Source organism: Natrarchaeobius versutus (assembly GCF_041205745.1).
GTDB lineage: Archaea > Halobacteriota > Halobacteria > Halobacteriales > Natrialbaceae > Natrarchaeobius > Natrarchaeobius versutus.
On record NZ_JBGFCC010000003.1, the window covers coordinates 13,728 to 35,058 of the forward strand.

20 protein-coding genes are annotated in these 21,331 nt (G+C 66.0%); 13 read left to right on the forward strand and 7 right to left on the reverse strand.

Features of this window, described 5'->3' with window-relative positions; genetic code table 11:
- The first annotated feature begins 13 nt into the window (after nucleotides 1–13).
- The 5 genes from AB7C87_RS08095 (at nucleotide 14) to AB7C87_RS08115 (ending at nucleotide 4,787) form a co-directional block, all read left to right on the forward strand.
- On the forward strand, nucleotides 14–1,756 hold the full coding sequence (locus AB7C87_RS08095) for an ammonium transporter (protein ID WP_369728923.1): 1,743 nt from the start codon (nucleotides 14–16) through the stop codon (nucleotides 1,754–1,756).
- A gap of 319 nt (nucleotides 1,757–2,075) precedes the next feature.
- Entirely contained in the window at nucleotides 2,076–2,495 is a 420-nt protein-coding gene (locus AB7C87_RS08100) for a DoxX family protein (RefSeq protein WP_369728924.1), read from the forward strand.
- Nucleotides 2,495–3,307, forward strand: coding sequence for a DsbA family protein (locus tag AB7C87_RS08105; RefSeq protein ID WP_369728925.1), 813 nt, complete (start codon nucleotides 2,495–2,497; stop codon nucleotides 3,305–3,307). Before AB7C87_RS08100 ends, AB7C87_RS08105 begins: the two co-directional genes overlap by 1 nt.
- A complete protein-coding gene (locus tag AB7C87_RS08110) occupies nucleotides 3,308–4,285 on the forward strand; it encodes a glutathione S-transferase family protein (protein WP_369728927.1) in 978 nt (325 codons plus the stop codon).
- 118 nt (nucleotides 4,286–4,403) lie between these two features.
- Nucleotides 4,404–4,787 (forward strand): winged helix-turn-helix transcriptional regulator, encoded by a 384-nt coding sequence (locus AB7C87_RS08115; RefSeq protein WP_369728928.1) that lies wholly within the window; start codon nucleotides 4,404–4,406, stop codon nucleotides 4,785–4,787.
- Nucleotides 4,788–4,806: 19 nt separating this feature from the next.
- Here AB7C87_RS08115 and AB7C87_RS08120 read toward each other — a convergent pair whose 3' ends face one another.
- A complete protein-coding gene (locus tag AB7C87_RS08120) occupies nucleotides 4,807–6,345 on the reverse strand; it encodes an ABC transporter substrate-binding protein (RefSeq protein ID WP_369728929.1) in 1,539 nt (512 codons plus the stop codon).
- 169 nt (nucleotides 6,346–6,514) lie between these two features.
- Here AB7C87_RS08120 and hemL point away from each other — a divergent pair, with 169 nt between their 5' ends.
- Both hemL and AB7C87_RS08130 read left to right on the forward strand, forming a co-directional pair.
- Nucleotides 6,515–7,789 (forward strand): glutamate-1-semialdehyde 2,1-aminomutase, encoded by a 1,275-nt coding sequence (hemL, locus tag AB7C87_RS08125; protein WP_369728930.1) that lies wholly within the window; start codon nucleotides 6,515–6,517, stop codon nucleotides 7,787–7,789.
- Nucleotides 7,790–7,877: 88 nt separating this feature from the next.
- Nucleotides 7,878–8,564: a hypothetical protein gene (locus AB7C87_RS08130; protein WP_369728931.1), complete on the forward strand. Its 687-nt coding sequence runs from the start codon at nucleotides 7,878–7,880 to the stop codon at nucleotides 8,562–8,564.
- 94 nt (nucleotides 8,565–8,658) lie between these two features.
- Here the strand turns inward: AB7C87_RS08130 and AB7C87_RS08135 are convergent, their stop codons facing one another.
- Together AB7C87_RS08135 and AB7C87_RS08140 are read right to left on the reverse strand one after the other, a co-directional pair.
- Complete coding sequence (locus AB7C87_RS08135) at nucleotides 8,659–9,012, reverse strand: group I truncated hemoglobin (protein WP_369729325.1); 354 nt, start codon at nucleotides 9,010–9,012, stop codon at nucleotides 8,659–8,661.
- Between the two features lie 67 nt (nucleotides 9,013–9,079).
- Nucleotides 9,080–9,868, reverse strand: coding sequence for a helix-turn-helix transcriptional regulator (locus AB7C87_RS08140; protein WP_369728932.1), 789 nt, complete (start codon nucleotides 9,866–9,868; stop codon nucleotides 9,080–9,082).
- Nucleotides 9,869–9,978: 110 nt separating this feature from the next.
- Here AB7C87_RS08140 and AB7C87_RS08145 point away from each other — a divergent pair, with 110 nt between their 5' ends.
- The 5 genes from AB7C87_RS08145 (at nucleotide 9,979) to AB7C87_RS08165 (ending at nucleotide 15,784) form a co-directional block, all read left to right on the forward strand.
- Nucleotides 9,979–10,470 carry a hypothetical protein gene (locus AB7C87_RS08145; RefSeq protein ID WP_369728933.1) on the forward strand — a complete coding sequence of 164 codons (492 nt, stop codon included), beginning with the start codon at nucleotides 9,979–9,981 and terminating at the stop codon, nucleotides 10,468–10,470.
- 9 nt (nucleotides 10,471–10,479) lie between these two features.
- Complete coding sequence (locus AB7C87_RS08150; protein WP_369728934.1) at nucleotides 10,480–12,945, forward strand: hypothetical protein; 2,466 nt, start codon at nucleotides 10,480–10,482, stop codon at nucleotides 12,943–12,945.
- Nucleotides 12,946–13,071: 126 nt separating this feature from the next.
- Nucleotides 13,072–14,208 carry a hydroxymethylbilane synthase gene (gene hemC / locus AB7C87_RS08155; protein ID WP_369728935.1) on the forward strand — a complete coding sequence of 379 codons (1,137 nt, stop codon included), beginning with the start codon at nucleotides 13,072–13,074 and terminating at the stop codon, nucleotides 14,206–14,208.
- Between the two features lie 4 nt (nucleotides 14,209–14,212).
- Nucleotides 14,213–15,046, forward strand: a complete 834-nt coding sequence (gene cobA / locus AB7C87_RS08160) for a uroporphyrinogen-III C-methyltransferase (protein ID WP_369728936.1) — start codon at nucleotides 14,213–14,215, stop codon at nucleotides 15,044–15,046.
- Nucleotides 15,047–15,049: 3 nt separating this feature from the next.
- Nucleotides 15,050–15,784 carry a uroporphyrinogen-III synthase gene (locus AB7C87_RS08165; RefSeq protein ID WP_369728937.1) on the forward strand — a complete coding sequence of 245 codons (735 nt, stop codon included), beginning with the start codon at nucleotides 15,050–15,052 and terminating at the stop codon, nucleotides 15,782–15,784.
- 222 nt (nucleotides 15,785–16,006) lie between these two features.
- Here the strand turns inward: AB7C87_RS08165 and AB7C87_RS08170 are convergent, their stop codons facing one another.
- Genes AB7C87_RS08170 through AB7C87_RS08180 form a run of 3 tightly spaced genes read right to left on the reverse strand, consistent with a single transcriptional unit; the run spans nucleotide 16,007 to nucleotide 18,716 of the window.
- Nucleotides 16,007–17,053 carry a YndJ family transporter gene (locus AB7C87_RS08170; RefSeq protein ID WP_369728938.1) on the reverse strand — a complete coding sequence of 349 codons (1,047 nt, stop codon included), beginning with the start codon at nucleotides 17,051–17,053 and terminating at the stop codon, nucleotides 16,007–16,009.
- A complete protein-coding gene (locus AB7C87_RS08175) occupies nucleotides 17,050–17,727 on the reverse strand; it encodes a DUF4166 domain-containing protein (RefSeq protein WP_369728939.1) in 678 nt (225 codons plus the stop codon). Before AB7C87_RS08175 ends, AB7C87_RS08170 begins: the two co-directional genes overlap by 4 nt.
- Nucleotides 17,724–18,716, reverse strand: a complete 993-nt coding sequence (locus AB7C87_RS08180) for a complex I NDUFA9 subunit family protein (RefSeq protein WP_369728940.1) — start codon at nucleotides 18,714–18,716, stop codon at nucleotides 17,724–17,726. The genes AB7C87_RS08175 and AB7C87_RS08180 overlap by 4 nt, the downstream gene beginning before the upstream one ends.
- A gap of 132 nt (nucleotides 18,717–18,848) precedes the next feature.
- Between AB7C87_RS08180 and recJ the strand changes: the two genes are divergently transcribed.
- A complete protein-coding gene (gene recJ / locus AB7C87_RS08185) occupies nucleotides 18,849–20,381 on the forward strand; it encodes a RecJ family nuclease (RefSeq protein ID WP_369728942.1) in 1,533 nt (510 codons plus the stop codon).
- Here the strand turns inward: recJ and AB7C87_RS08190 are convergent.
- Nucleotides 20,373–21,128: a PHP-associated domain-containing protein gene (locus tag AB7C87_RS08190; RefSeq protein WP_369728943.1), complete on the reverse strand. Its 756-nt coding sequence runs from the start codon at nucleotides 21,126–21,128 to the stop codon at nucleotides 20,373–20,375. The two genes, recJ and AB7C87_RS08190, sit on opposite strands and share 9 nt — an antisense overlap.
- Nucleotides 21,129–21,331: the final 203 nt, after the last annotated feature.

The window sequence follows — 21,331 nt, forward strand, 5'->3', positions numbered from 1 at the left end:
GGGTGTGTCGGTAATGGAGTCGTTCGTTCTCCAGGCGACCGAGGCCGACCTCGAGTCGCTCGCGACGGGGATGAACCTGATGTGGGCGCTGACGGTCACCTTCCTGATCTTCTTCATGCACGCCGGCTTCGCGATGCTCGAGGCCGGACAAGTGCGTTCGAAGAACGTCGCGAACCAGTTGACGAAGAACATGCTGACCTGGGCGGTCGGGATCTTCGTCTTCTTCGTGATCGGGATGGGGATCGCGAACAACGTCGGCGCGGCACTCGGCGGCGGCGAGTCGAGTCCGCTGACGATGTTCGGCCAGGGCTCGTTCGACTGGGCGATGTGGCTCTTTAGTGCGGTGTTCGCGATGACCGCCGCCACGATCGTGTCGGGTGCGGTCGCGGGACGCGCAAAACTCCGCGCGTACGTGACGTACACGTTCATTCTCGCGGCGGCCATCTACCCCGTCGTCGCGGCGATGGTCTGGTACGCCCCCGGCGGGACGCCGATCCTCGAACAGCTCGGCTTCGCCGACTTCGCGGGCGGGATGGTCGTCCACGGCGTCGGCGGGGTTGCCGGACTCACGGCGGCCTGGATCCTCGGCGCCCGCATGGACAAGTACAACGAGGACGGGAGCGTCAACATCATCCCCGGTCACTCGATGACCTTCGCCGTCCTCGGGACGCTCATCCTTTGTTTCGGCTGGTTCGGCTTCAACGTCGGGACGGCCGCAGAAGTAATCGATACTGCAGCGATGGCAGAGGGAGAATTCGTTCTCGGTGACTTCGATTACGTCGGTAGCGTCGCGATGGTCACCGCCCTCGGCATGGGCCTCGGTGCACTCGGCGCTTCCGCCGTCTCGCTCGCGATGAACGGGAAAGTCGACACGCTGTACGTCGCAAACGGCATGCTCGCCGGTCTCGTCGGGGTCACCGGTCCGACCGACCTCATCACCCCGATGGGTGCGATCGCGATCGGCTTCATCGCCGGCGCACAGCTCCCGATCGTCTTCAAGCTCGTCGACGAGAAGCTCAAAATCGACGACGTCTGTGCGGTGTTCCCGGTCCACGGGACCGCGGGGATGCTCGGCCTCATCCTCTTCCCGCTGTGGTCGATCGAAGGGACGGCCATCGGCGGCGGCCTGATCGCCGGCGGTATCCTCTCGATCGAGGCCAGCGCGTTCGCCCCGCAGATCATCGGCGTCGCCGTCATCACGATCTGGACGGTGCTCGCGACCGCAGCCGTCTGGGGTGTGTTCAAACTCGCCGGAGAGGCTCGAGTCACGCCCGATCACGAACGTGACGGCCTCGACCTCGCCGAACACGGCGTCGACACCTACCCAGAGTTCGGCGGTCCCGACGTCGCGACCGACGGCGGCCACACGTCGGACGAGATCATCCGTGCGGATGGAGGCGAACCGAACGACGGCGAACTCAAGATGGTCACCGCAGTCGTCCGTCCGGATCGTCTCGGTGCCATCAAGAAAGCGCTCGCGGAAGTCGGCGCGCCGTCGCTGACGGTCACCAACGTCTCCGGCCGCGGCTCCCAGCCCGCGAAGAAGGGCCAGTGGCGCGGCGAGGAGTACACGGTCGACCTCCACCAGAAGGTCAAAATCGAGTGCGTCGTCGCCGACGTCCCGGCCGACGAGGTCGTCGAGGCGATCGCCGACGCCGCAAACACCGGCGAACCCGGCGACGGCAAAATCTTCGTCCTCCCCGTCGAGAGCGCCCACCAGGTCCGAACCGGGAAGACCGGCCAGGACGCCGTCTGAGACGCCTCGAGGACGAACGAAAACGGCGGAACGGATTGCTCTCTTTTCGGTTTTCGAAGTTCGAGCCGACGGCGACGCGAACTAGTCACCTCCGGACATGAACCGACGGACAATCGTTCGGACGAGCGGACGCCTCGATCGAGGCGGTGTACTCCAGAACACCTGCTTTCCAGGGCAGTACGTGGTGTAGTATACGTTGCCTGACATATATGTCACCCCCCGCCGTCGGTAGAGTTAGAATGAGATCGAAACCACTCTCACGGACGAACCGGCGGGCGAACGCGGACGACACCGAACGCGAGAAGACGGAGGCACACCGATGACGGTCGCCGACGCCACCTTCGGCCCCGAACTGTTCGTACTCGGGCGAATCGTCTTCGCCGGCGTCCTCGGATACCTCGCCGTCGGAAACCTGCTGGACCTCGAGTCGATGGTCGGATACGCAGAGAGCAAGGGCGTTCCGCTCGCCGCGATTTCGGTGCCGGCCGGAAGCCTCCTCCTGATCGCTGGAGCCGGATCGATCCTCGTGGGCGCGTTTCCGCTTCTCGGTGCGCTCGCGATCCTGGCGTTCCTGGTCGGCGTCACGCCAACCATGCACGACTTCTGGACGCTCGAGGGGATGGAACGGGGGAACGAACGGGTTCACTTCCTCAAAAACGTCGGACTGGCCGCCGGTGCGCTGGTGTTCGCCGCGGTCGCTGGTCCCGAGTGGCCGTACGCGATCGGGGTGGGTATCTAATGTCGACGACGGTCACGGGTTTCACGGATCCGTTCTGTACGTGGTCCTGGGGTTCCGAACCGATCGTTCGTCGCCTCGAGACGGTGTACGGCGATCAACTCGAGATCGAGTTCGTGATGGGCGGCCTCGTCGGGGAGTTCGAGACGTTTCGCGATCCGGCCAACGGCATCACCGAACCCGCCCACGTCGCCCCCCACTGGGAGGAGGCGGCCGAGCGCCACGGCATGCCGGTCGACGCCGACGTCTGGCTCGAGGAGCCGCCGAACTCGAGCTATCCGGCGAGCATCGCCTACCAGGCCGCCACGTTCCAGGACGGCGAACTCGCCGACGACTACCTACGGCGGGTGCGCGAGGCGTTCGCCGCCGAGCGCCGGACGATCGACCGCACCGACGTGCTGATCGAACTGGCCGAGGAGGTCGGCCTCGACGTCGACCGGTTCGAAACCAACCTTCACGGAGAACGCGCCCGCGACGCGTTTCGCGAAGACATGACGCGAACCCGGCGCAACCGGGCGAACGCGTTCCCGTCGTTTCGTGTCGAGAACGGCGACGACGGGCGACTACTGCGCGGATTTCAGTCGTTCGATGCGATCGCGCAGGCGCTCGAGGAAGTCGACCCCGCACTCGAGCGTCTGGAGCCACCCGAACTCCTCGAGTTCGTCGAGCGCTACGGCCGGGTCGCGACCCGCGAAGTCGACGAGGTGTACGAACTCGAGCACGAGGAGGCGCTCGAGCGTCTTCGGGGCCTGGAAGCGGAGGGACGGGTCACGTCGATCGAACGCGGCTCTGGCATCTTCTGGGAGGTGGCGTAGATGGGGCGACTGGTCGATGGCGCCTGGTTCACCGACGACGAACTCGACGACGACGGTCGAACGCGCGAGCCGACGACGTTCCGCAACGCGATCGGTACCGAGACGTATCCGATCGAATCCGGGCGGTACCACCTCTACGTCTCCCGGGCCTGTCCGTGGGCCCACGGCGCCGTCCTCGTCCGGAAACTGCTGGGACTCGAGGAGGCCATTTCGATGGATGTCGTCGACCCCCACCGACGGACCGACGGCTGGGAGTTCACGCCTGAAAAGGACGGCTGTACGCCCGACACCGAAACCGGCGCCGACTACCTGCGAGACGTCTACACGACGGCCGACCCGACGTACACCGGGCGGGTGACCGTGCCGGTGCTCTGGGATCGCGAAACCGAGACGATCGTCAACAACGAGTCGATCGAGATCATGCGGACCCTCGCCGACGCGTACGCCGAGGAAGCCGGCGTCGACCGCTACCCCGACGCGCTGCGCGAGGAGATCGACGCGACCGTCGACGACCTCTACGGCTCGATCAACACCGCCGTCTACCGGGCCGGCTTCGCGGATAGCCAGTCGACCTACGAAACCGCAGTTGCGGAGCTGTTCGACGCCCTCGAGCGCTGGGAGGACGTGCTGGCTGAGCGGCGGTTTCTCGTCGGGAATCGGTTGACGCTCGCTGACCTCCGGCTGTTCGCGACCCTCGTTCGGTTCGACGCCGTCTACCACACCCACTTCAAGTGCAACACCCGGGCGCTCGTCGAGTACCCGGACCTCTGGGACTACACGCGGGACGTCTTCCAGCACCCCGGAGTCGCCGAGACCGTGAACCTCGAGCACGTCAAAGAACACTACTACCGCAGTCACACCGACATCAACCCGACCGGATTCGTCCCGGCCGGACCCGATCGGGAGTTCGCGGCCCCGCACGATCGAGACGCGTTGGACGCCTCGACCGACACCGAATCGAACGCCGCGTCGAACTGATCGGACGCTCGAGCCGGTATCCGCCGCGTTGCGTACGAACTGAGTTGCGACCCGGTTCCGCCGCGTTCGTGCAAAAAAGAATATAGTTATCCGCACCGACGCCTCTAGGACGGACATCATGCCGGAGGAGAAACGACAGCGGGAGATCGAGCGACGAAATCCCGGAGCCTGTCCGACGATCGATTCGCTCAACGAAATCGGCGAGACCTGGCGGCTCAACGTCATCCACGACCTGATGGAAGGCGAGAAACGATTCAACGAACTCAAGCGGTCGACCGGCGCCCGGTCGCGCACCCTCTCGAACGCGCTCGAGCCGTTGATGGAACGGGGCTACGTCGAGCGTCGAACCGAAGAGGCCGCGCCGATCGCCGTCTACTACAGCCTGACCGAGAAGGGACGAGCGCTCGAGGCGGTGTTCGACGAACTCGACGAGTGGGCGACCGAGTGGGTCGATCGGGTCCCGGCGGATTCGATCGAGTCCGACGCCCCAGCGGACCGCTAGAATCCACACCGCGATCTATTCACTCCTCGATCGAGACGTTCTCGAGACCGTGTGCGTACTCGCTCGGATTTGGAACGAACCCCTGGACGGCGTTTCGATATCCCGTTACGTACTGGGAGTAGGTGAGCGTGAACGCGGGAAGGTCGGCGTGAATGCGTTCCTGGAACTCGTCGTACACCGCCTCGCGTTCGTCCGGGTCGAAGACGGTACGTCCGCGTTCGATCAGCTCGTCGGTCGTCTCGTCCTCGTAGCCCGTGTAAATCAGCGTATCTTCGGAGTGGAAAAACGAGGCCAGGCGGTCCGGATCCGGCCACCAAAACGCCGACCACGACTCGAGGGAGACGTCGAACTCGCCGGACTGCTTGGCGCTGTCGAGGGCTCCCCACTCGGTCACCCGAACCGAGGCGTCGATGCCGACGGCCGACAGCTGATCCTGGAGAACGTCGGCGAGGAGTTCGAGTTCGGGCCGAAGCGTGTACGTCCACAGCGTCACCTCGAAGGGCTCGCCGTCGCGGCTCCTACCCTCACCGTCTCGATCCCATCCCGCCTCCTCGAGTAACTCGGCGGCGCGGTCGAGGTCGTAGGCGTACGGCTCGAGGTCCTCGTTCGCCCAGTGAGTGAGCGACGGGGAGAACGGCCCGGTCGCCGGCCGGCCGACCCCCTCGAGGACGTCATTGACGATCGCCTCCGCGTCGATGGCATGGGCGACCGCGCGACGAACGCGAACGTCGTTGAACGGCTCGCGAGCGACGTTGAACGCGAGAAACCGGATCGCCGAGACGTCGTAAACGTCGACGGTAACGTCCGGATCCGACTCGAGGGTGTCGACCGCCGACGCGGGGAGGAGATCGCAGACGTCTTGTTCGTCGTTTTGTAGGCTCAACACTCTCGTCTGGTTGTCCGTGATCCGCTCGTAGACGACCGTCTCGAGGCTCGGAGCCGCGCCGTAGTAGTCCTCGTTTCTGGAGATCGTCACCGACTGCTCGGGCTCCCACTCCTCGAAGGTAAACGGTCCGGTACAGCTCACCTCCTCGAACGTTCCGTCGACCACGCCCTCCGGACTGAGTATCGCGGCGTCTCGAAGCGTCAGGTACGCCGGCAACGGGGAGTGGGGCTCGTCGGTGACGATCTCGAGTTCGTACGAGCCGGTCGCATCGATCGAGGCGATCGGAAGTCCGACCAGCCGGCTCGACTCGTCGAATGCCCGCTCGAGCGAGAACTCAGCCGCCTCGGCGTCGAACGCCGTTCCGTCGTGAAACTCGACGTCTTCGCGCAACTCGAACGTCCAGGTCACCTCGTCGTCCCCCACCGACCAGTCGGTGGCGAGCTCCGGGCGAACGCGCATCTCACGATCGACCCCGACGAGGTTCTCGTAGACGCCGAGCTGTCCCAGCGTCATGTCTCCCTCGACGGGATCGAGCGATCGAATCTCCCACGTCGAAGCCATGTTGAACGTCTCCGAGTCGCCGTCAGCGGCGCCAAGACATCCCGCAGTGGCGAGTGCAGTACAGCCGATACCCGCCTCGAGCACGTTGCGTCTCGTCGGTAATCGATCCATACCACTAGAAATGAGAGTGTTTTATTAATATTTGTTATTTTATACCGCTTCATTATTATTTCAGATCGACAGCGGAACGTCCCGATGAGAAGAGACGACGTTGACGTGCCGACTGTCGCTCGAGCGAACCTCGGTACTACTTTGCCGTCCGAACCCGAACGCCCCCCACATGAACGACGACAACTCGCGTGCCCTCTACGATCGGGCGCTGTCGGTGATGCCGGGAGGAGTCAACTCGGCCGTTCGCGCAGCGATCGAACCCTATCCGTTTTTCGTCCAGAAGGGCGACGGCGGGCACGTCATCGACGCCGACGGCAACCGCTACCTCGACTGGGTGATGGGACTCGGACCACTCCTGCTCGGTCACGACCTCCCCGATCCCGTTCGGGCGGGCATCCAGCGAAAAGCCAGCGAGGGGCCGATGTACGGGACGCCGACCGAAGTCGAGGTCGACCTCGCCGAGTTCGTCGTCCGCCACGTCCCGAGCGTCGAAAAGATCCGATTCGTCAACTCGGGAACCGAGGCGACCGTCTCCGCGGTCCGACTCGCCCGCGGCTACACGGGTCGGAACAAGATCGTTATCAATCAGGGCGGCTACCACGGCGCCCAGGAGTCGACGCTGGTCGACGGCGACGCCGATGATCCCAGACCCTCTTCCGCGGGGATCCCACAGTCGTTCTCCGAGCACACGATCCCGGTGCCGTTCAACGACGAGGAGGCGGTCCGCGAGGCGTTCGAGAAACACGGCGACGACATCGCCGCCGTCCTCACCGAACCGATCCTCGGCAACTACGGCATCGTCCATCCCGCGGAGGGCTACCACGAGTTCCTCCGCGACGTTACGGACGAGCACGGATCGCTGTTGATCTTCGACGAAGTGATCACGGGATTCCGCGTCGGGGGCCTCGGCTGTGCCCAGACCGAGTTCGGCGTCACGCCCGATCTGACGACGTTCGGCAAGATCGTCGGCGGCGGCTTCCCCGTCGGCGCCATCGGCGGCCGCGCCGAAATCATCGAGCAGTTCGCCCCCGCCGGCCCCGTCTTCCAGGCCGGCACCTTCTCCGGCCACCCCGTCACGATGGTCGCCGGCCTCGAGACCCTGCAGTTCGCGGCGGAAAACGGCGTCTACGAGCACGTCGACGAGCTCGGCGACCGACTCCGGGACGGCCTCTCCGAGATCGTCGCCGACCAGGCCCCGGAGTATACCGTCGCCGGCACCGCCAGCATGTTCAAGGTGATCTTCACCCGCGACGGCGAAGCGCCGAAAAACGCCGCCGACGTGAAAAACGCCGAAACCGACCGCTGGCGTCGGGTCTTCTGGGGACAGATGAAAGAGCGGGGAATCTTCCTCTCGCAGAACCAGTTCGAGTGCCAGTTCGTCAGCTACGGCCACACCGACGAGGACGTCGACCGGACGCTCGAGGCGTACAAAGAGGCGCTGTGACGGGATCGGCTCGACCCACGCCGCGAGCGACGGCCGAGCAGGCGGCGCCGCCGACCGAGACGGACCGAGGCTCGATACCGGCCGGCTGATGGCTCGAGTCGCGACGCCCCTCGATGGGCTCGGGTGGGAACGCCTCGTCGAGCGCCTGCTGTATCTCTTTCCGCCGGTGATCGGCGTCGGAATCGTCGGTGTACTTCAGGAGGCGGAGTCGGGCGTTCCGTTCCTCGAGTCGGGGCTGGTGCTGGTCGGGACGTTCGGCTATACCCTCCTGAGCGTCGGGCTCGCACTCTCGCTGTTCGCGGACGCGCACAGAGTTCGGCGACAGGGGGCCGCGAGCGAGCACTGGCGACCGAGTCCGTGGGGGAACGCCCTGTTCGCGTTGCTGTGGCCGCCGGTCGCCGGCGTCTTCTACCTCTATCGGCGTCACAAGCGATTCGGGACGCGACCCGACTGGTCCGGCTGGTGGCTCGTCGTCGCGGCATCGCTCGTGACGACCGCGATCGGTTTTGCCGGGGCGGTGATCGCCGTTTTGCTCTCGCTTCCGGGACTGTTCCTGACCGCCGTCGGACTGGCCGGGGCGATCGCGTTCGGCACCTTCCCGATCGCGATCCACCGGGACGCCGCCTACGTCAGCACCTACGGCGACTCGTGGCGGCCCAATCCCGGCCTCTATCTGGGGCTGGCCTTTCTGAGCCTCTCCGTCGCGCCGTTACAGCCGTTGCTGGCGGGCTACTACCTCCTTCGTCGACGCCGAACGGGCGTTTCGAGCCCCTGAGCGTCCGAACGGAACAATGCTGAGACGTGTGTGGCGTGGTCGCGCGAAGTCACGACGAGTGAGACGCAGTAGGATCGCCACGCTGATGCGTCGCTCAGTCGGCCACAATCACGATCGCATCCCCGTAGCTGGCGACTGCCTCAAGCACCGCCTCCCGATCGTCTTCGGGAACGTCGAACGACTCGAGGGTCGCGGAGAGGTGCCTCGCGATCACGTCGAAGTCCGCGGGATCGATCTCGAGATGAGCGTGAGCGGCCCGCATGTCCTTGCCGTCGTACTCGACTGGCCCGTCGGCGACGGCACTCAGAAACAGGGTCTGGTGTGCCCGTTGGTGGTGCATGTCGACGTCCTCGAAGAAGTGTGCGACCTGTTCGTCGGCGAGTACCCGTTCGCAAAAGTGGCCGACGACGGTCGAAATCGTCTCCTCGCCACCGAGTCGTTCGTACAGTGTCGTCGGTCACCGATCGGGTTCTCAACGCCTCGAGATCAATCAGGATCCGAACATGATGGGGGCGTTACGCGGTATCTCGCTCGAGGAAATCACTCGCGGGAATCGCCCGGGTACGAACCGTCTCGAATAGACCGTCGAGCCAGGCGTGTGCGGCTTCGGAATCGCTAACAGCGAGCACCGTCGGGATACCAGTGTCGTCGTTCGCAACGACCGTGACGACGTCCTCGTGGACGGCGAACGAAAACGGAACGTCCTCGACCACGCGCATCGACACGGTCTCGGCGTCGTGTGAGCGCTCGAGCAGGTCTGGCGTGACGTTCCGGAACGTCTCGAAGACCGCCGGCGTCACACACATCTCGACGTCCATCTCGAGATCGAACATCGCCGCCGCTCCCTCGACGATCGACTCTCGCGTGCCGATCGCGCGCATGCCGACGAGGACACGATCGGAGTCCATCCAGAGTTCCAACGCTCGATCGTTCGGCGCGTACGGATCCGTTTTCGTCGCCACGACGATCTCGGCGTCTGTCAGCAGGTGGGCGTTCGCCGCGAGTTCCGGCGAGTCGACGGCCGAGAGCAACGGTTCCAATCGATCGGTTGCCTGCACGGCGTCGACGGCACGGCGAGCGGCCTCCAGGATCACCGCACCCGTGGTCGTCGTCCGATAGCCCCTCGGCGTGGACTCGAGCAAGCCGTCGTCCTCGAGGTCGTTCGTCACCCGGTAGATCGTGGCCCGCGAGCGCTCGAGTTCCTCGACGAGCGCGCCCCGGGAACGAGGCTCGTCTCGACAGGCGTCCAGAACGTCCGCCCGGCCGAGAACCTGCGAAACATCATCGAGTTGGCCTCCGTTCATACGTCGACTAATCAGCCACCGAGCATAACTGTTCGCCGGTGAGACGATGTCTCGAGCACGATACGAGCCAGGACGGGAAAGTATAAACTTCGATACTGTGTGCAAAATTCATGCAAAGCGAACAATCGTTGCGAGTGGGTGTTTTTGGGGTGGTCGCACTCGCCGCGTTAGTTCTGGTGGGGACGGTAGGCGGGGTCGGTCTCACCGGGGGTGGACCGTCTCTGTCCGTCGAGGGGGGCGACGGGACGACGGACGAGCCACTCGAGAACCAGTCGGAAGGGGAGACGACGGACGAACGCGGAGACAGTAGTGGTGAGCGGGATGATACCAGTTCCGACGGGGGAGCGTTCACGGTACAGTCGTCTATACAACCCCTAGGAGAGGAAGATGCGTCGCTCGGTCCGAATCTACTCGAGAATCCGGCCTGCGTTGTGGAAGGTCAAGTAAAAGCAGAAGATCCAGTTGACTGGACCGTCGAACAGGGGGAAATCGAGTGTAACGAACCCGAGCCAGATTTCATGCCAGATCCCATAGAAGGAGAGTACGTTTTCATAGACTGGGAGGATCTGGAACCGACGACCGACGAATCGGTCGTCACGTAGACAGTTTCGGTGACCGGTGGCTCGGAATACCAGTTCAGCGTGTGGGTCGGATCGGACGACGTGACGGACGACTACGCACAGTTCGAGGTGCAGTTTCTCGACGACGGTACCCTCATCGGCGACGGGATGATCGACAGCGGGGAGTTCCAGCCCGAAGATCATACTGAGCCTGTCCAGTTCACCGAGTCGACGGTCGCCCCGCCGGATGCCGACGAAGCCGTCATCCGAATCAAACTGATTAACGGGGGAGACTTCGGTCTGGATCGACCGTTGCTGTGGGCTGATCAGGTGCAGTTCCAGGAATTTAGCGACGCACCAACCACGTTCGACGTCGACGGCGTCGAAACGGGAATCGAGCAGACGCTCGAGCCCGACTGGACGCTGTTCGACGACGAGTTCGGCGAGGACGAAGACGATCGCGGATTCGACGACGACGCGGTGATCACCCACTTCGGCGGCGGCGACCTCGGCGGGAGCGTCACCGACAACGATGCGGGGGAGACGGCCGAGCTGGCCGGCGGCGATCTGCAGGTAAACGCCGATGGGACGTTCAGCCTGACGAACCCGACGCAGACGGGAACCTTCGAGTTCGACTATCGGCTGGGTCTCGAGGGCGACCACGACGACGCGACGGTGACGATCGACGTCTACGACCACGAACTCGAGAATCCGCTGTGTGAGGAGTGGGACGGAACCCAACAAGACCAACCGGTGGGATGGGAAGGTGTCGATATCTCCTGTCTCGATCTCGAGGCGTTACCGTTTGGCGAGACCGATCACACGGCCGTCGGGGAACGGTCGTTCACGGACAACTACATCAACCTCGACGACGAGGTAGACACCGAACAGACGGTCCACGTCGTTGGCGGTGAGACGTACACCGTTTCGGGACAGTACGGAACTGACGCTGCCGAGTACTCCGGGACCGTCGAATTCGAGTACCTCGATTCGGACGGTAACGTGATCGCTGAGGAGGGATTTACACTCGAGAATCTTCAGTCGGAATCGAGCACGGACTTCGATCGGTTCACGGAGGTTACCGACGCCCCCGACGACGCGAAACGGGCGACCCTCCGACTCACGGTCGTCCGTCCGAGCGGGCACGAAGATCCTGCGGGCGTCTACTTCGACGACCTCTCGATCGAAGCGGGCGATTCGGGAGAGGACCCGGTGAACGCCCGCGACGTCACGACCGAAGTCGGCATCTATCACGCGTTCGAGCCGTCGGACACCCTGTTCGACGATTGGGGCAACGGCGTGGACGAACTCGGCACCCCAGACGCGACACTCGTGAACTTCGGCGGCGGCGATCTCTCGGGGAGCGCCACCGACTACGAGCCGGGCGATTCGGTCTCGTTCGCCGGCGGAACGCTCACCGTCGAGGACGACGGCTCGTTCAGCCTCGAGGAACCCACGGAGGTCGGCACGCACGCATTCGAGTACAAGATCGAGAACGAACACGACTCGAGCACCGCGACGGTCGAAATCTGGGTCAGGGACAGTACGCTGTTGGACGCTGATTGCGATCCCAACGAGTTCGACGCGTGGGTCGACGTCTCACCCGGAAACGGGAATCTCGGCTGTATCGATCCCCAGCGGTCCGGGCCGGTCGACCCGAACGGCGAGCAAAGTCCGCCGGTCGGGTCGTACGCGATCGGTGACCGTGGCGGGGACGGATACGACGCAGTGGGTGAGCAGACGGTCCCTGTTCGGGATGGCTATACGTACGAACTTGCGGGATTCGTCGGAACTGAAGCGACCCCGGAGGATAGCTACGTCACGCTCGAAGTCGACTATCTAGACGAAGCGGGGACGGAACTCGGCGTGTCGGAAGGCGACGACGTCGATCTCTCCGAGATGAGATCCGAGGGCACGACCGAGTTCGACGCGTTCTCGGACACGACTGTTCCGCCCGAAGACGCGACCCACGCCACCGTTCGAGTGTTCATCAATAGTGCCGACGAGATGGATCTTGGTGGTGACGCCTACGCACGCGCATACGTCGACGACCTCTCGTTCGAACTGCTCGGCATCTCGCCCGAAGCGAACGACGTCGACGGACTCGAGGTCGGTGTCGACGACACGCTCGCCACATCCCTCCTCGAGGGCCACAGCACCGGCGCGGACGGAGTCAGTCTGTACCGAGTCACGGATTCGAACGAATGGGAACGGCTTCCGACGAGGACGCGCCGTCCGATCCCGGGGAGCCCGAAACCGACGACCCCGGAGCGGAGCGAACCAACGACTCGGCCGACGGTACTGACGACGAAGGCGAAGTCGAGATGGGTGACAGTACTGACGACGACGGCGAAGCCGGGGCGGCCGACGATTCCGACGGCGTTCCAGGATTCGGTGCGGTGGCTGGCCTCGTCGCCCTCTTCGTCACACTCGCCGTCTCGCGTTTGCGATCCGAGACAAGCGAAACCCGACGCTAACGAGGCTGTCGACGGGATGGCGGCCACACCTGCCGCCTGACGATCCAAGCTGTCGACGGGATGGTGGCCCACACTTGTCCGCCCGACGAACGGGTCTCGAGAGATCGGCGATGACGAGCGCGGGACAAGCGTGCGCTTTTCATACCTCAGGCGACGACTGACGCCTATGAGAACGCGCGGGACGTTACGACTGGCGACGCGAGGATCCGCTCTCGCCCGGCGGCAAGCCTCGCTGGTGAAAGGAGCCCTCGAGGATCGACGGTACGAGGTCGAACTCGTCACCGTCGAGACGACGGGCGACCAGATCAGGGACGAACTCATCCACCGGCTCGGAAAGACGGGCGCGTTCGTCCGCGAACTCGACGAACGAGTGCTCGAGGGCGACCTCGACGGTGCGATCCACTCGATGAAGGACATGCCGACCGAACAGCCCGACGAACTCGTCACGGCCGCGGTTCCGGAACGCGGATCGCCGGGCGACGTCCTCGTGACGCCCGACGGATCGACGCTCGAGGAACTCCCCGACGGAGCGACCGTCGGCACCTCGAGTCTGCGCCGGCGCGCACAGGTGCTCGCCGAACGGTCGGATCTCGAAATCGAACCGATTCGGGGCAACGTCGACACCCGCCTCGAGAAGTTGCTCGCGCCCGCGCTACAGGAAGAACACGAGAACCGGAGCGAGGCGGATAGCGAACGAAAAGCGAATACGGGCGACGAGGAGTTCGAACCGGCGTACGACCGAACGGTCGACGAGTGGTTCGACGGCCTCTCGGAACTCGAAAAGCAGGCCCTCGGCCGCGAGGTCGAGACGGGGTACGACGCGCTCGTACTCGCCGAGGCCGGCCTCGAGCGAAGCGGACTCCTCCACGCCGTCGACTACGAGCAACTGCCCACCCGGTCGTTCGTTCCCGCACCGGGCCAGGGCGCCCTCGCCGTGACGGCCGTCGACGGCGAGACGGCGGGCGAAATCCAGAACGCGATCGACCACCCGCGGAGTCGGGTGGAGACGACCGTCGAACGGACGCTCCTCGCGGAACTCGGCGGCGGCTGTATCGCACCGATCGGCATCTACGCCATCCTGCAGGGCGAGTACGTCCACACGCGGGTGAGCGTCTTCGACCGCGACGGCGAGCAGTCAGTGACCGCCACCCGTGACCTTCCAGTCGAACACCACGCGGAGGCGGCCCGCGAGTTCGCCGCTGACCTCGCCGACCGCGGCGCGGCGGAACTGATCGAGGGCGCGCGCGAGGACGCCGGAGACGGCGCGCCCGTCTCCGAAGACGATCAACCGGAGGGAAAGTAACGGGATGACGTCGAACGAGAGGGACACGGACGGCGAATCGGGCCCAAATACGGAGCCCGTCACCGAACCTGGAACGGTTTACCTCGTCGGGAGCGGTCCCGGCGACCCCGAGTTACTGACAGTCAGGGCAACGCGACTGCTCGAGGACGCGGACGTCGTCCTCCACGACAAGCTCCCGGGTCCGAAGATCATCGACGCGCTCCCCGAGGACCGACGCGAGGACGTCGGCAAGCGCGCCGGCGGCGAGCGCACCCCGCAGTCGGAGATCAACGAGCGGCTGGTGGAACTCGCCCGCGAGGGCAACTCCGTGGTACGACTCAAAGGCGGCGACTCGTTCGTCTTCGGCCGCGGCGGCGAGGAAGCTGAGTACCTCGCGGCCCACGAGGTGCCCTTTGAGGTCGTCCCCGCAGTCACCTCGGCGATCGCCGCCCCCGCAGTCGCCGGGATTCCAGTCACACACCGGGATCACGCCTCCTCGGTTTCGTTCGTCACCGGTCACGAGGACCCCACGAAAGAGGAGTCGGCCGTCGACTGGACGGCGCTCGCGGCGACCGGCGGCACGATCGTCGTCCTCATGGGCGTCGGTCGACTCCCCGACTACGCGGCCGCCTTGCGCGAGGCCGGGATGAACCCGGAGACGCCGGTCGCGCTGATCGAACGCGGTACCTGGCCCGGCCAGCAGGTAGCGAACGGCACCCTCGAGACGATCGTCGAGGTTCGCGACGAGGCCGATATCTCGCCGCCGGCGGTGACGGTGATCGGCGACGTCGCCGCCAGCCGCGAGTCGGTACGCGAGTTCCTGCAAAACGAGTATGGCGAGCGCGAGGACGGGGTCTGATCGATGAGCGATAGCCCGACGGTCGCCGTCTTCCGCCCCGACGACGAGCGAATCGACGACGCGATTTCCGTTCTCTCCGACCTCGGCGCCGACCCCGTTCCGGACCCGATGCTCGCGGTCGAGCCGACGGGCGCGAGTCCGCGGATCGACGCCGACTACGCCGTGCTCACCAGCAAGACCGGCGCGGAACTCGTCTCCGCGGCGGGCTGGACGCCCGGCGAGGCGACGGTCTGTGCGATCGGCCCCGCGACGGCCGACGCCCTCCGCGCGGAGGGGTACGCGGTCGACGTCGTCCCCGAGGAGTACACCTCGAGCGGGCTGGTCGAACGGCTCGACTCCGACGTCGACGGGGCACGCCTCGAGGTCGCCAGAAGCGATCACGGGAGTCCGGTGTTGCTCGAGGGCCTCGAGGCCGCCGGCGCGTACGTCCACGAGACGATTCTGTACCGACTGGTTCGACCCGAGGGAAGCGGCGACTCAGCCGAACGCGCCGCGGCCGGCGACCTCGACGCCGTCTGCTTCACCTCGTCGCTGACCGTCGAGCACTTCCTCGAGGCCGCGACAAACCGCGGCGTCCGCGAGGAGGCGCTCGAGGGACTCTCCGACGCCGTCGTGGGGGTCATCGGCGAACCCACGCGGGAGACGGCCGCCGAACACGGCATCGAGGCCGACGTCGTCCCGCCGGAGGCGACGTTCGACGCGCTGGCGAGGGCCGTCTGCGAGCGGTTGGACGCCTGATACGGTTTGCTGTAACGATTTACCGGTGCGACCGCAGGACGGATCGCGGTCGCACCGGAAATGACTGACAGCAGACCGTATGATACGGACTGCGATGAGTCGGCCCCTGTCGGCCCAAAACGGCGGGCGACCGACCAGCAATCAGTCATCGCGGACCGTACGAGCCGACGATCAGCGTCGGCGCCCGCCCGAACGCTCGAGATCGGGTCGGCGCTCAGCCGCTCACTCGAGCAGTCGAAACGCCACCAGCGCCGGCAGTGCGAAGCCGAACGCGTTGACCGCACCATGCCAGCGGACCATCTCCGGAATCGTGACGAGCGCGGCGGTACCGGGGAGCGAGGAGTAAGAAAACGCGAGCGCGAACGTCATCCCAGTACACAGCGAGAGCGACGCGACGAGGAGGAGAACGCCCGGTATCCGCGGAGCGACGGGAACGACGCCGCGGATCGTGACGCCCGCGAAACAGACGACGCCGGCGACGAACGGGACGACCGCGACGAACTCGAGGAGCGGGGAGACAGTAATGCCGACCGCGACGGCGAGGATGCCGACGACGACCGCGACCGTCGAGGCGGCCGCCGCGCGTCCGGCGAGCGTCGGAGGGAACTCCCGGTCGTCCGCGACGACTCGAGCCACCAGGCCGACGACGAGCGGGAGGACGAAGCCCGCGTAGTGAAAGTGGACCGCAGTCAGGAGGACGATGATCGGCGCGAAGCCGACCGAGACGCCGGCGACGGAGAGCAAGAGCGCGACCGGGGCGACGGGAACGTACAGAAGCGCGGCGTCGACGGCGAGCGCCGGCAGTGGTCCGACGCCTCGAGAGCGGAGATTTCGAACTCCGAGGACCGCCAGGATGGCGGTGACGGCGAGCCACGGAACCACCAGCGCGACCGCCGCGAGCGATTCCCGGGGCAAGGCCATCGCGGCGACGGCCGCCGTTGCCGCAGGAAACTGTCCGACGACGGCGAGCGGATAGAGACGCGGGGTCCGGCCACCGCTCGAGTGGCGGGCCGGTCCCCGGTGTTCGCGCGGAACGAGGCCGATCCCGAGCGGGACGAGGACGAACGTCGCGAGCGCGACGTACAGTTCGACGGGCGACAGCGCGATCCACCCGGCACCCGGCGCCGAGACGGCGACGAGCGCGAGCCAGACGACCGCCCCGAGGACGGCGCTCAGATCGGTCACACGCCGTCCGGCGAGACGCGGCGTCGAAACGCCCACCTCGGGAGCCGGGGTCGCCGCTCGAGTCGCCGTCTCGAGGTCGGTCACCCCCGCTCACCTGGCAGTTCGACGTCGGCCAGCGGCGGCCGGCTCGCCGACCCGTCGTCGACGGATCGGAAGTCGTTCTGAAACGACCCCTCGTAGCCGAATATGGACCCAACGAGCGGGTTCTCGATGTCGGCCTCGACCCGGAAGCACTCGGTCTCGTCGTCGTACCAGTCAGTGAGGCGTCCTCGAGCCGAAAGTGGTCCCGGAAGCGCGAGAGAACGCCCCCCGACGCGGAGATACTGGGTCCCGATCGAGAGCGCGAGCGCGCCGTCTTCGGCGTCGGCGTAGAGATCGGCGGCGACGTGTCCGCGCGTGCCGAAGAGATCGACGATGCAGTCGCGGGCGGGGTTCCACCGGAGCGTGTCGACGAACGTCCGCGGCGGCGACGTGTCGAACCGTCGCTCGAGGCGAAGCGCCTCGTTCCCGTTTCCGTCGACGAACGGCTCCGTGACGACCGAAAATCGGACGTCGGTCCCGCCCTCGGGGAAGAGAAAGTCGTCTATCGTGGCGAGCCACAGGACCGGCAGTGCGAGGGGGCTTCGCGTGAGTTCGTCCATTCGGCCGACGCCGACCGCCTCGCGGCCGCCCGCGACCTCGAGGCCGTAGCGGTCCCGAACCTGCGGGTGAAGCGTCGACCAATCCTCGCCGACCGCGCGTTCGAACAGTCCCGTCACGGACCCACCTCCGGATCCCGATCGGGGCGGTCGCGGCTTGCTCGCCGCTCCCGGTTTGCACTCACCGCTTGCTTCGCACTCCCTTCGCGCGTCGCACGCTCGTCGGAGGCGCCCGCACGGATCTCCGCCTCGCTCGGCACGTCGGCCGAGAACCGTCGGAGCGACTCCGGGTCGACGTCGAACGCCGCCAGCGCGTCGTCGTCCGTCGTGTTCTCGAGTGAGAGAGCACGGTACTGGTCCCTGCCGAGGGGAATCCAGGGGAGCGGATCGGCCAGCGCCGCGAGGGCGCCGGTCAAGAACATCGGAATCGGGACGACGACGCCGTCGCGGACGCGCGTCACGACCTCCGCCAGCGTGAGCGCCTCGGGGCCGCCGATCTCGTAGGCGTTCCCGACGTGGCGGTCGTCCGCGAGGCCGTCGGCGATCAGCGGCGTTAGCTCCTCGACCCAGATCGGTTGCAAGAGCGTCCGACCGCCGCCTGGGAGGACGATTATGGGGGTCGGAGCCAGCCGCTCGAGAAACGCCACGAACGCACAGCCGTCGCCGAACACGACCGACGGGCGGTAGATCACCCACTCGAGGGAGGATTCGCGGACGACCCGCTCGGCCCGCCGTTTCGCCCGGAAGTACGCCGTCTCGACGCCCGACTCGACGCCCAGCCCGCTCAACTGGACGAACCGCCGAACGCCGGTTCGTTCGCTCGCCTCCACGAGGTGGCGCGTCCCGTCCGCGTGGACCGACTCGTGACTTCGCCCTCGCGACTGGACGTGGGACGGAAGCGCCACGAGGTTCACGACGGCGTCGTGGCCGTCGACGACGGCCTCGAGGTCCGGTTCGGTAACGTCGACGGCGACCGGTTCGACGCCGGCCGGCAGTTCGGCCGGGTCGGGTGATCGCGAAGCCGCGGTTACGTCGTGGCCCTGGTCGACCAGAACGCGACACAGCGATCGGCCGACGAACCCCGAACCGCCCGCGACGAAGACGTCCATACCGAACTGTTCGGACAGGAGGACATAACGGTACTGCCGGACGGGGCGGCGGTTCGTCGGCCGATCGTGAGTCCGGAGTCGTCGGACCGGAGGTTTATCCCCCATGACGACCCACAGTCGACCGATGCACCGATGACCGGACCGGTCCCCGAACTCGCGGAGCGAGCGACCGCGTGCGCCGAACGCCTCCACGAGGCCGATCGCGTCCTCCTCGCATCCCACATCGACGCCGACGGACTGACGAGCGCCGCGATCGCGACGCGGGCACTCGAGCGCGCGGAGATTCCGTTCGAAGTCGTCTTCGAGAAGCAATTGGACGAGGACGCCATCGCCGATATCGCGGCGACCGACTACGAGACGGTCCTCTTTACGGACTTCGGGAGCGGGCAACTGGACGTCATCGGCGAGTGCGAGGACGAGGGCGCTTTCACACCGATCATCGCGGACCACCACCAGCCGGCCGACCGGGACACCGAATACCACCTCAACCCCTTGCTGTTCGGGATCAACGGCGCCTCGGAGCTCTCGGGTGCCGGCGCGAGCTACGTCCTTGCGCGAGCGCTGGCGGCGGTTGCGGACGGCAAAGCGGACCGAGAGCGAGCAGACGGTTCTGACCGTGCAGTGACGACCGACGGCGGCGCCGCCGTGGATGCTAGTTCGACCGCGCTCGCGGCTCGAGCGGACAACCGCGACCTCGCCGCGCTCGCCGTCGTCGGCGCCGTCGGCGACATGCAGGCTTCGAGCGGCGAGCTCCACGGCGCGAACGCGAAGATCGTCGAGGAGGGCGTCGACGCCGGCGTCCTCGAGACCGGGACCGACCTCGCGCTGTACGGAAAACAGACCCGTCCGCTCCCGAAGCTACTCGAGTACGCCACCGACGTCCGCATTCCAGGTATTTCGAACGACGAGGGCGGCGCGCTCCGGTTTCTCGACGACCTCGACCTCGAGTTGAAACGCGACGGCGAGTGGCGCCGGTGGGCCGGCCTCACGAACGACGAGAAACAGACCGTCGCGAGCGCGCTCGTCAGGCGAGCCGTCGAGTCAGGCGTTCCCGCGGGAAAGATCGACGACCTCGTCGGGACCGCGTACGTCCTCTCGGACGAGCCAGTGGGCTCGGAGCTTCGTGATGCGAGCGAGTTCTCGACGCTACTGAACGCGACCGCCCGCTACGACCGAGCGGACGTCGGCCTCGGCGTCTGTCTGGGCGATCGCGAGGGGGCGCTCGAACGCGCCCGGAAACTGCTTCGGGATCACCGTCGGAACCTCTCGTCGGGGATCGACCTCGTCACCCGCGAGGGCGTCACCGTCGAGGAACACGTCCAGTGGTTCCACGCCGGCGATCGGATCCGCGAAACAATCGTCGGTATCGTCGCCGGGATGGCGATGGGCAACGACGGCATCAGCCGGTCGAAGCCGATTCTCGCCTTCGCGGAGAAGACGGACGACGGCGGCGCAGACGACGTCGAAACCAAGGTCTCCGCACGCGGTACGCACAGGCTGGTCCGTCGCGGTCTCGACCTCTCGGTGGTCGTAGGCGAGGCCTCTCGAGCCGTCGGCGGCGACGGCGGCGGTCACGACGTCGCGGCCGGAGCGACCGTTCCGCGCGGGAAGGAAGCGGAGTTCGTCGAACTGGCGGACGAACTCGTCGGCGACCAGCTATCCTGATCGGTCCATCGAACCCGGCACCGTCGGAACGAGCGGCGTGCGAGACGTGAGGAGATACGCCGACTTCCTGATCGCACCCTTCGCATACTGGACGGAGCTCTTGTGGACGGGCGTGCGCTTGCCGCGGATCTGAGTGCGGCCCTCGAGGATCGCCTCGACGAGGTCGTCGCCGTCGATCTCCGCTTTGGAGGCCCGTCCATTCTCGGGTGTCACGAGAATCTCGGTGTAGGCTTTGCCGACGTTCGGCAGGTAGTGGGCGTCGCTCGCACCGATCTCCGGATACCCGCGCCGGCGGGCGAACGTCCGTGCACGGCGATTGCGGTAGCCGGTAAAGAGCATCGAATTGTAGGTCTCGATCGCGTCCGCGTCTGTAATGTGTCGTTTCCGGACGCCGTGGCGGCTTCGCTGAAACGGATGTGGAACGATGGCGATCCCGCCGAGTTCGCGGACGGTCGCGACGGTCTCGTCGAACGGAAGTCCGGGATCGGGCCGCGTCTCGACGCCGATCGCAAGCAAGTGGCCGTGACGCGTCGACACCTCGACGCCCGGAATACCGATCAGCCCGTACTCCGGCGCGAGTGACGCGGCGCGAAGCGACTCGCCGATCTCGTCGTGGTCGGTGATGACGACGCCGTCGAGGTCGATGTCCGCCGCGTGCTCGAGAACGAGTTCGATCGGTTCACGGCCGTCGTAGGAATCGTCGGAGTGAACGTGAAAGTCGATAGCGAAAGGGATTGGCGTCGTCATAGGATTCCGCCGGTCAGTGCCAACAATAGCCCGTTGGTCAGCATAAACACTGTGTTGTCCGTGGTGACACGCGCCGGGCAGTTCGATATAGCACCATGTAGTATATTCTCATGAGCACACCCGATGTCTGAACTCGGACGATCCGTCGGGAGACGCCCGTTGGAAGGTCTCGAGTGCAAGCGACCGGTCGCCTCGAGGCCCAC

Bases quoted from the DNA above. Each gene is read 5' to 3' on its own strand.
- AB7C87_RS08110 (WP_369728927.1), top strand. From the start codon at position 3,308: ATGGGGCGACTGGTCGATGGCGCCTGGTTCACCGACGACGAACTCGAC.
- recJ (WP_369728942.1), top strand. From the start codon at position 18,849: ATGACCGGACCGGTCCCCGAACTCGCGGAGCGAGCGACCGCGTGCGCC.
- AB7C87_RS08190 (WP_369728943.1), bottom strand. From the start codon at position 21,128: ATGACGACGCCAATCCCTTTCGCTATCGACTTTCACGTTCACTCCGAC.
- AB7C87_RS08130 (WP_369728931.1), top strand. From the start codon at position 7,878: ATGGCTCGAGTCGCGACGCCCCTCGATGGGCTCGGGTGGGAACGCCTC.
- AB7C87_RS08095 (WP_369728923.1), top strand. From the start codon at position 14: ATGGAGTCGTTCGTTCTCCAGGCGACCGAGGCCGACCTCGAGTCGCTC.
- AB7C87_RS08100 (WP_369728924.1), top strand. From the start codon at position 2,076: ATGACGGTCGCCGACGCCACCTTCGGCCCCGAACTGTTCGTACTCGGG.
- AB7C87_RS08115 (WP_369728928.1), top strand. From the start codon at position 4,404: ATGCCGGAGGAGAAACGACAGCGGGAGATCGAGCGACGAAATCCCGGA.
- AB7C87_RS08120 (WP_369728929.1), bottom strand. From the start codon at position 6,345: ATGGATCGATTACCGACGAGACGCAACGTGCTCGAGGCGGGTATCGGC.
- hemC (WP_369728935.1), top strand. From the start codon at position 13,072: ATGAGAACGCGCGGGACGTTACGACTGGCGACGCGAGGATCCGCTCTC.
- AB7C87_RS08180 (WP_369728940.1), bottom strand. From the start codon at position 18,716: ATGGACGTCTTCGTCGCGGGCGGTTCGGGGTTCGTCGGCCGATCGCTG.
- cobA (WP_369728936.1), top strand. From the start codon at position 14,213: ATGACGTCGAACGAGAGGGACACGGACGGCGAATCGGGCCCAAATACG.
- AB7C87_RS08145 (WP_369728933.1), top strand. From the start codon at position 9,979: ATGCAAAGCGAACAATCGTTGCGAGTGGGTGTTTTTGGGGTGGTCGCA.
- AB7C87_RS08140 (WP_369728932.1), bottom strand. From the start codon at position 9,868: ATGAACGGAGGCCAACTCGATGATGTTTCGCAGGTTCTCGGCCGGGCG.
- hemL (WP_369728930.1), top strand. From the start codon at position 6,515: ATGAACGACGACAACTCGCGTGCCCTCTACGATCGGGCGCTGTCGGTG.
- AB7C87_RS08165 (WP_369728937.1), top strand. From the start codon at position 15,050: ATGAGCGATAGCCCGACGGTCGCCGTCTTCCGCCCCGACGACGAGCGA.
- AB7C87_RS08105 (WP_369728925.1), top strand. From the start codon at position 2,495: ATGTCGACGACGGTCACGGGTTTCACGGATCCGTTCTGTACGTGGTCC.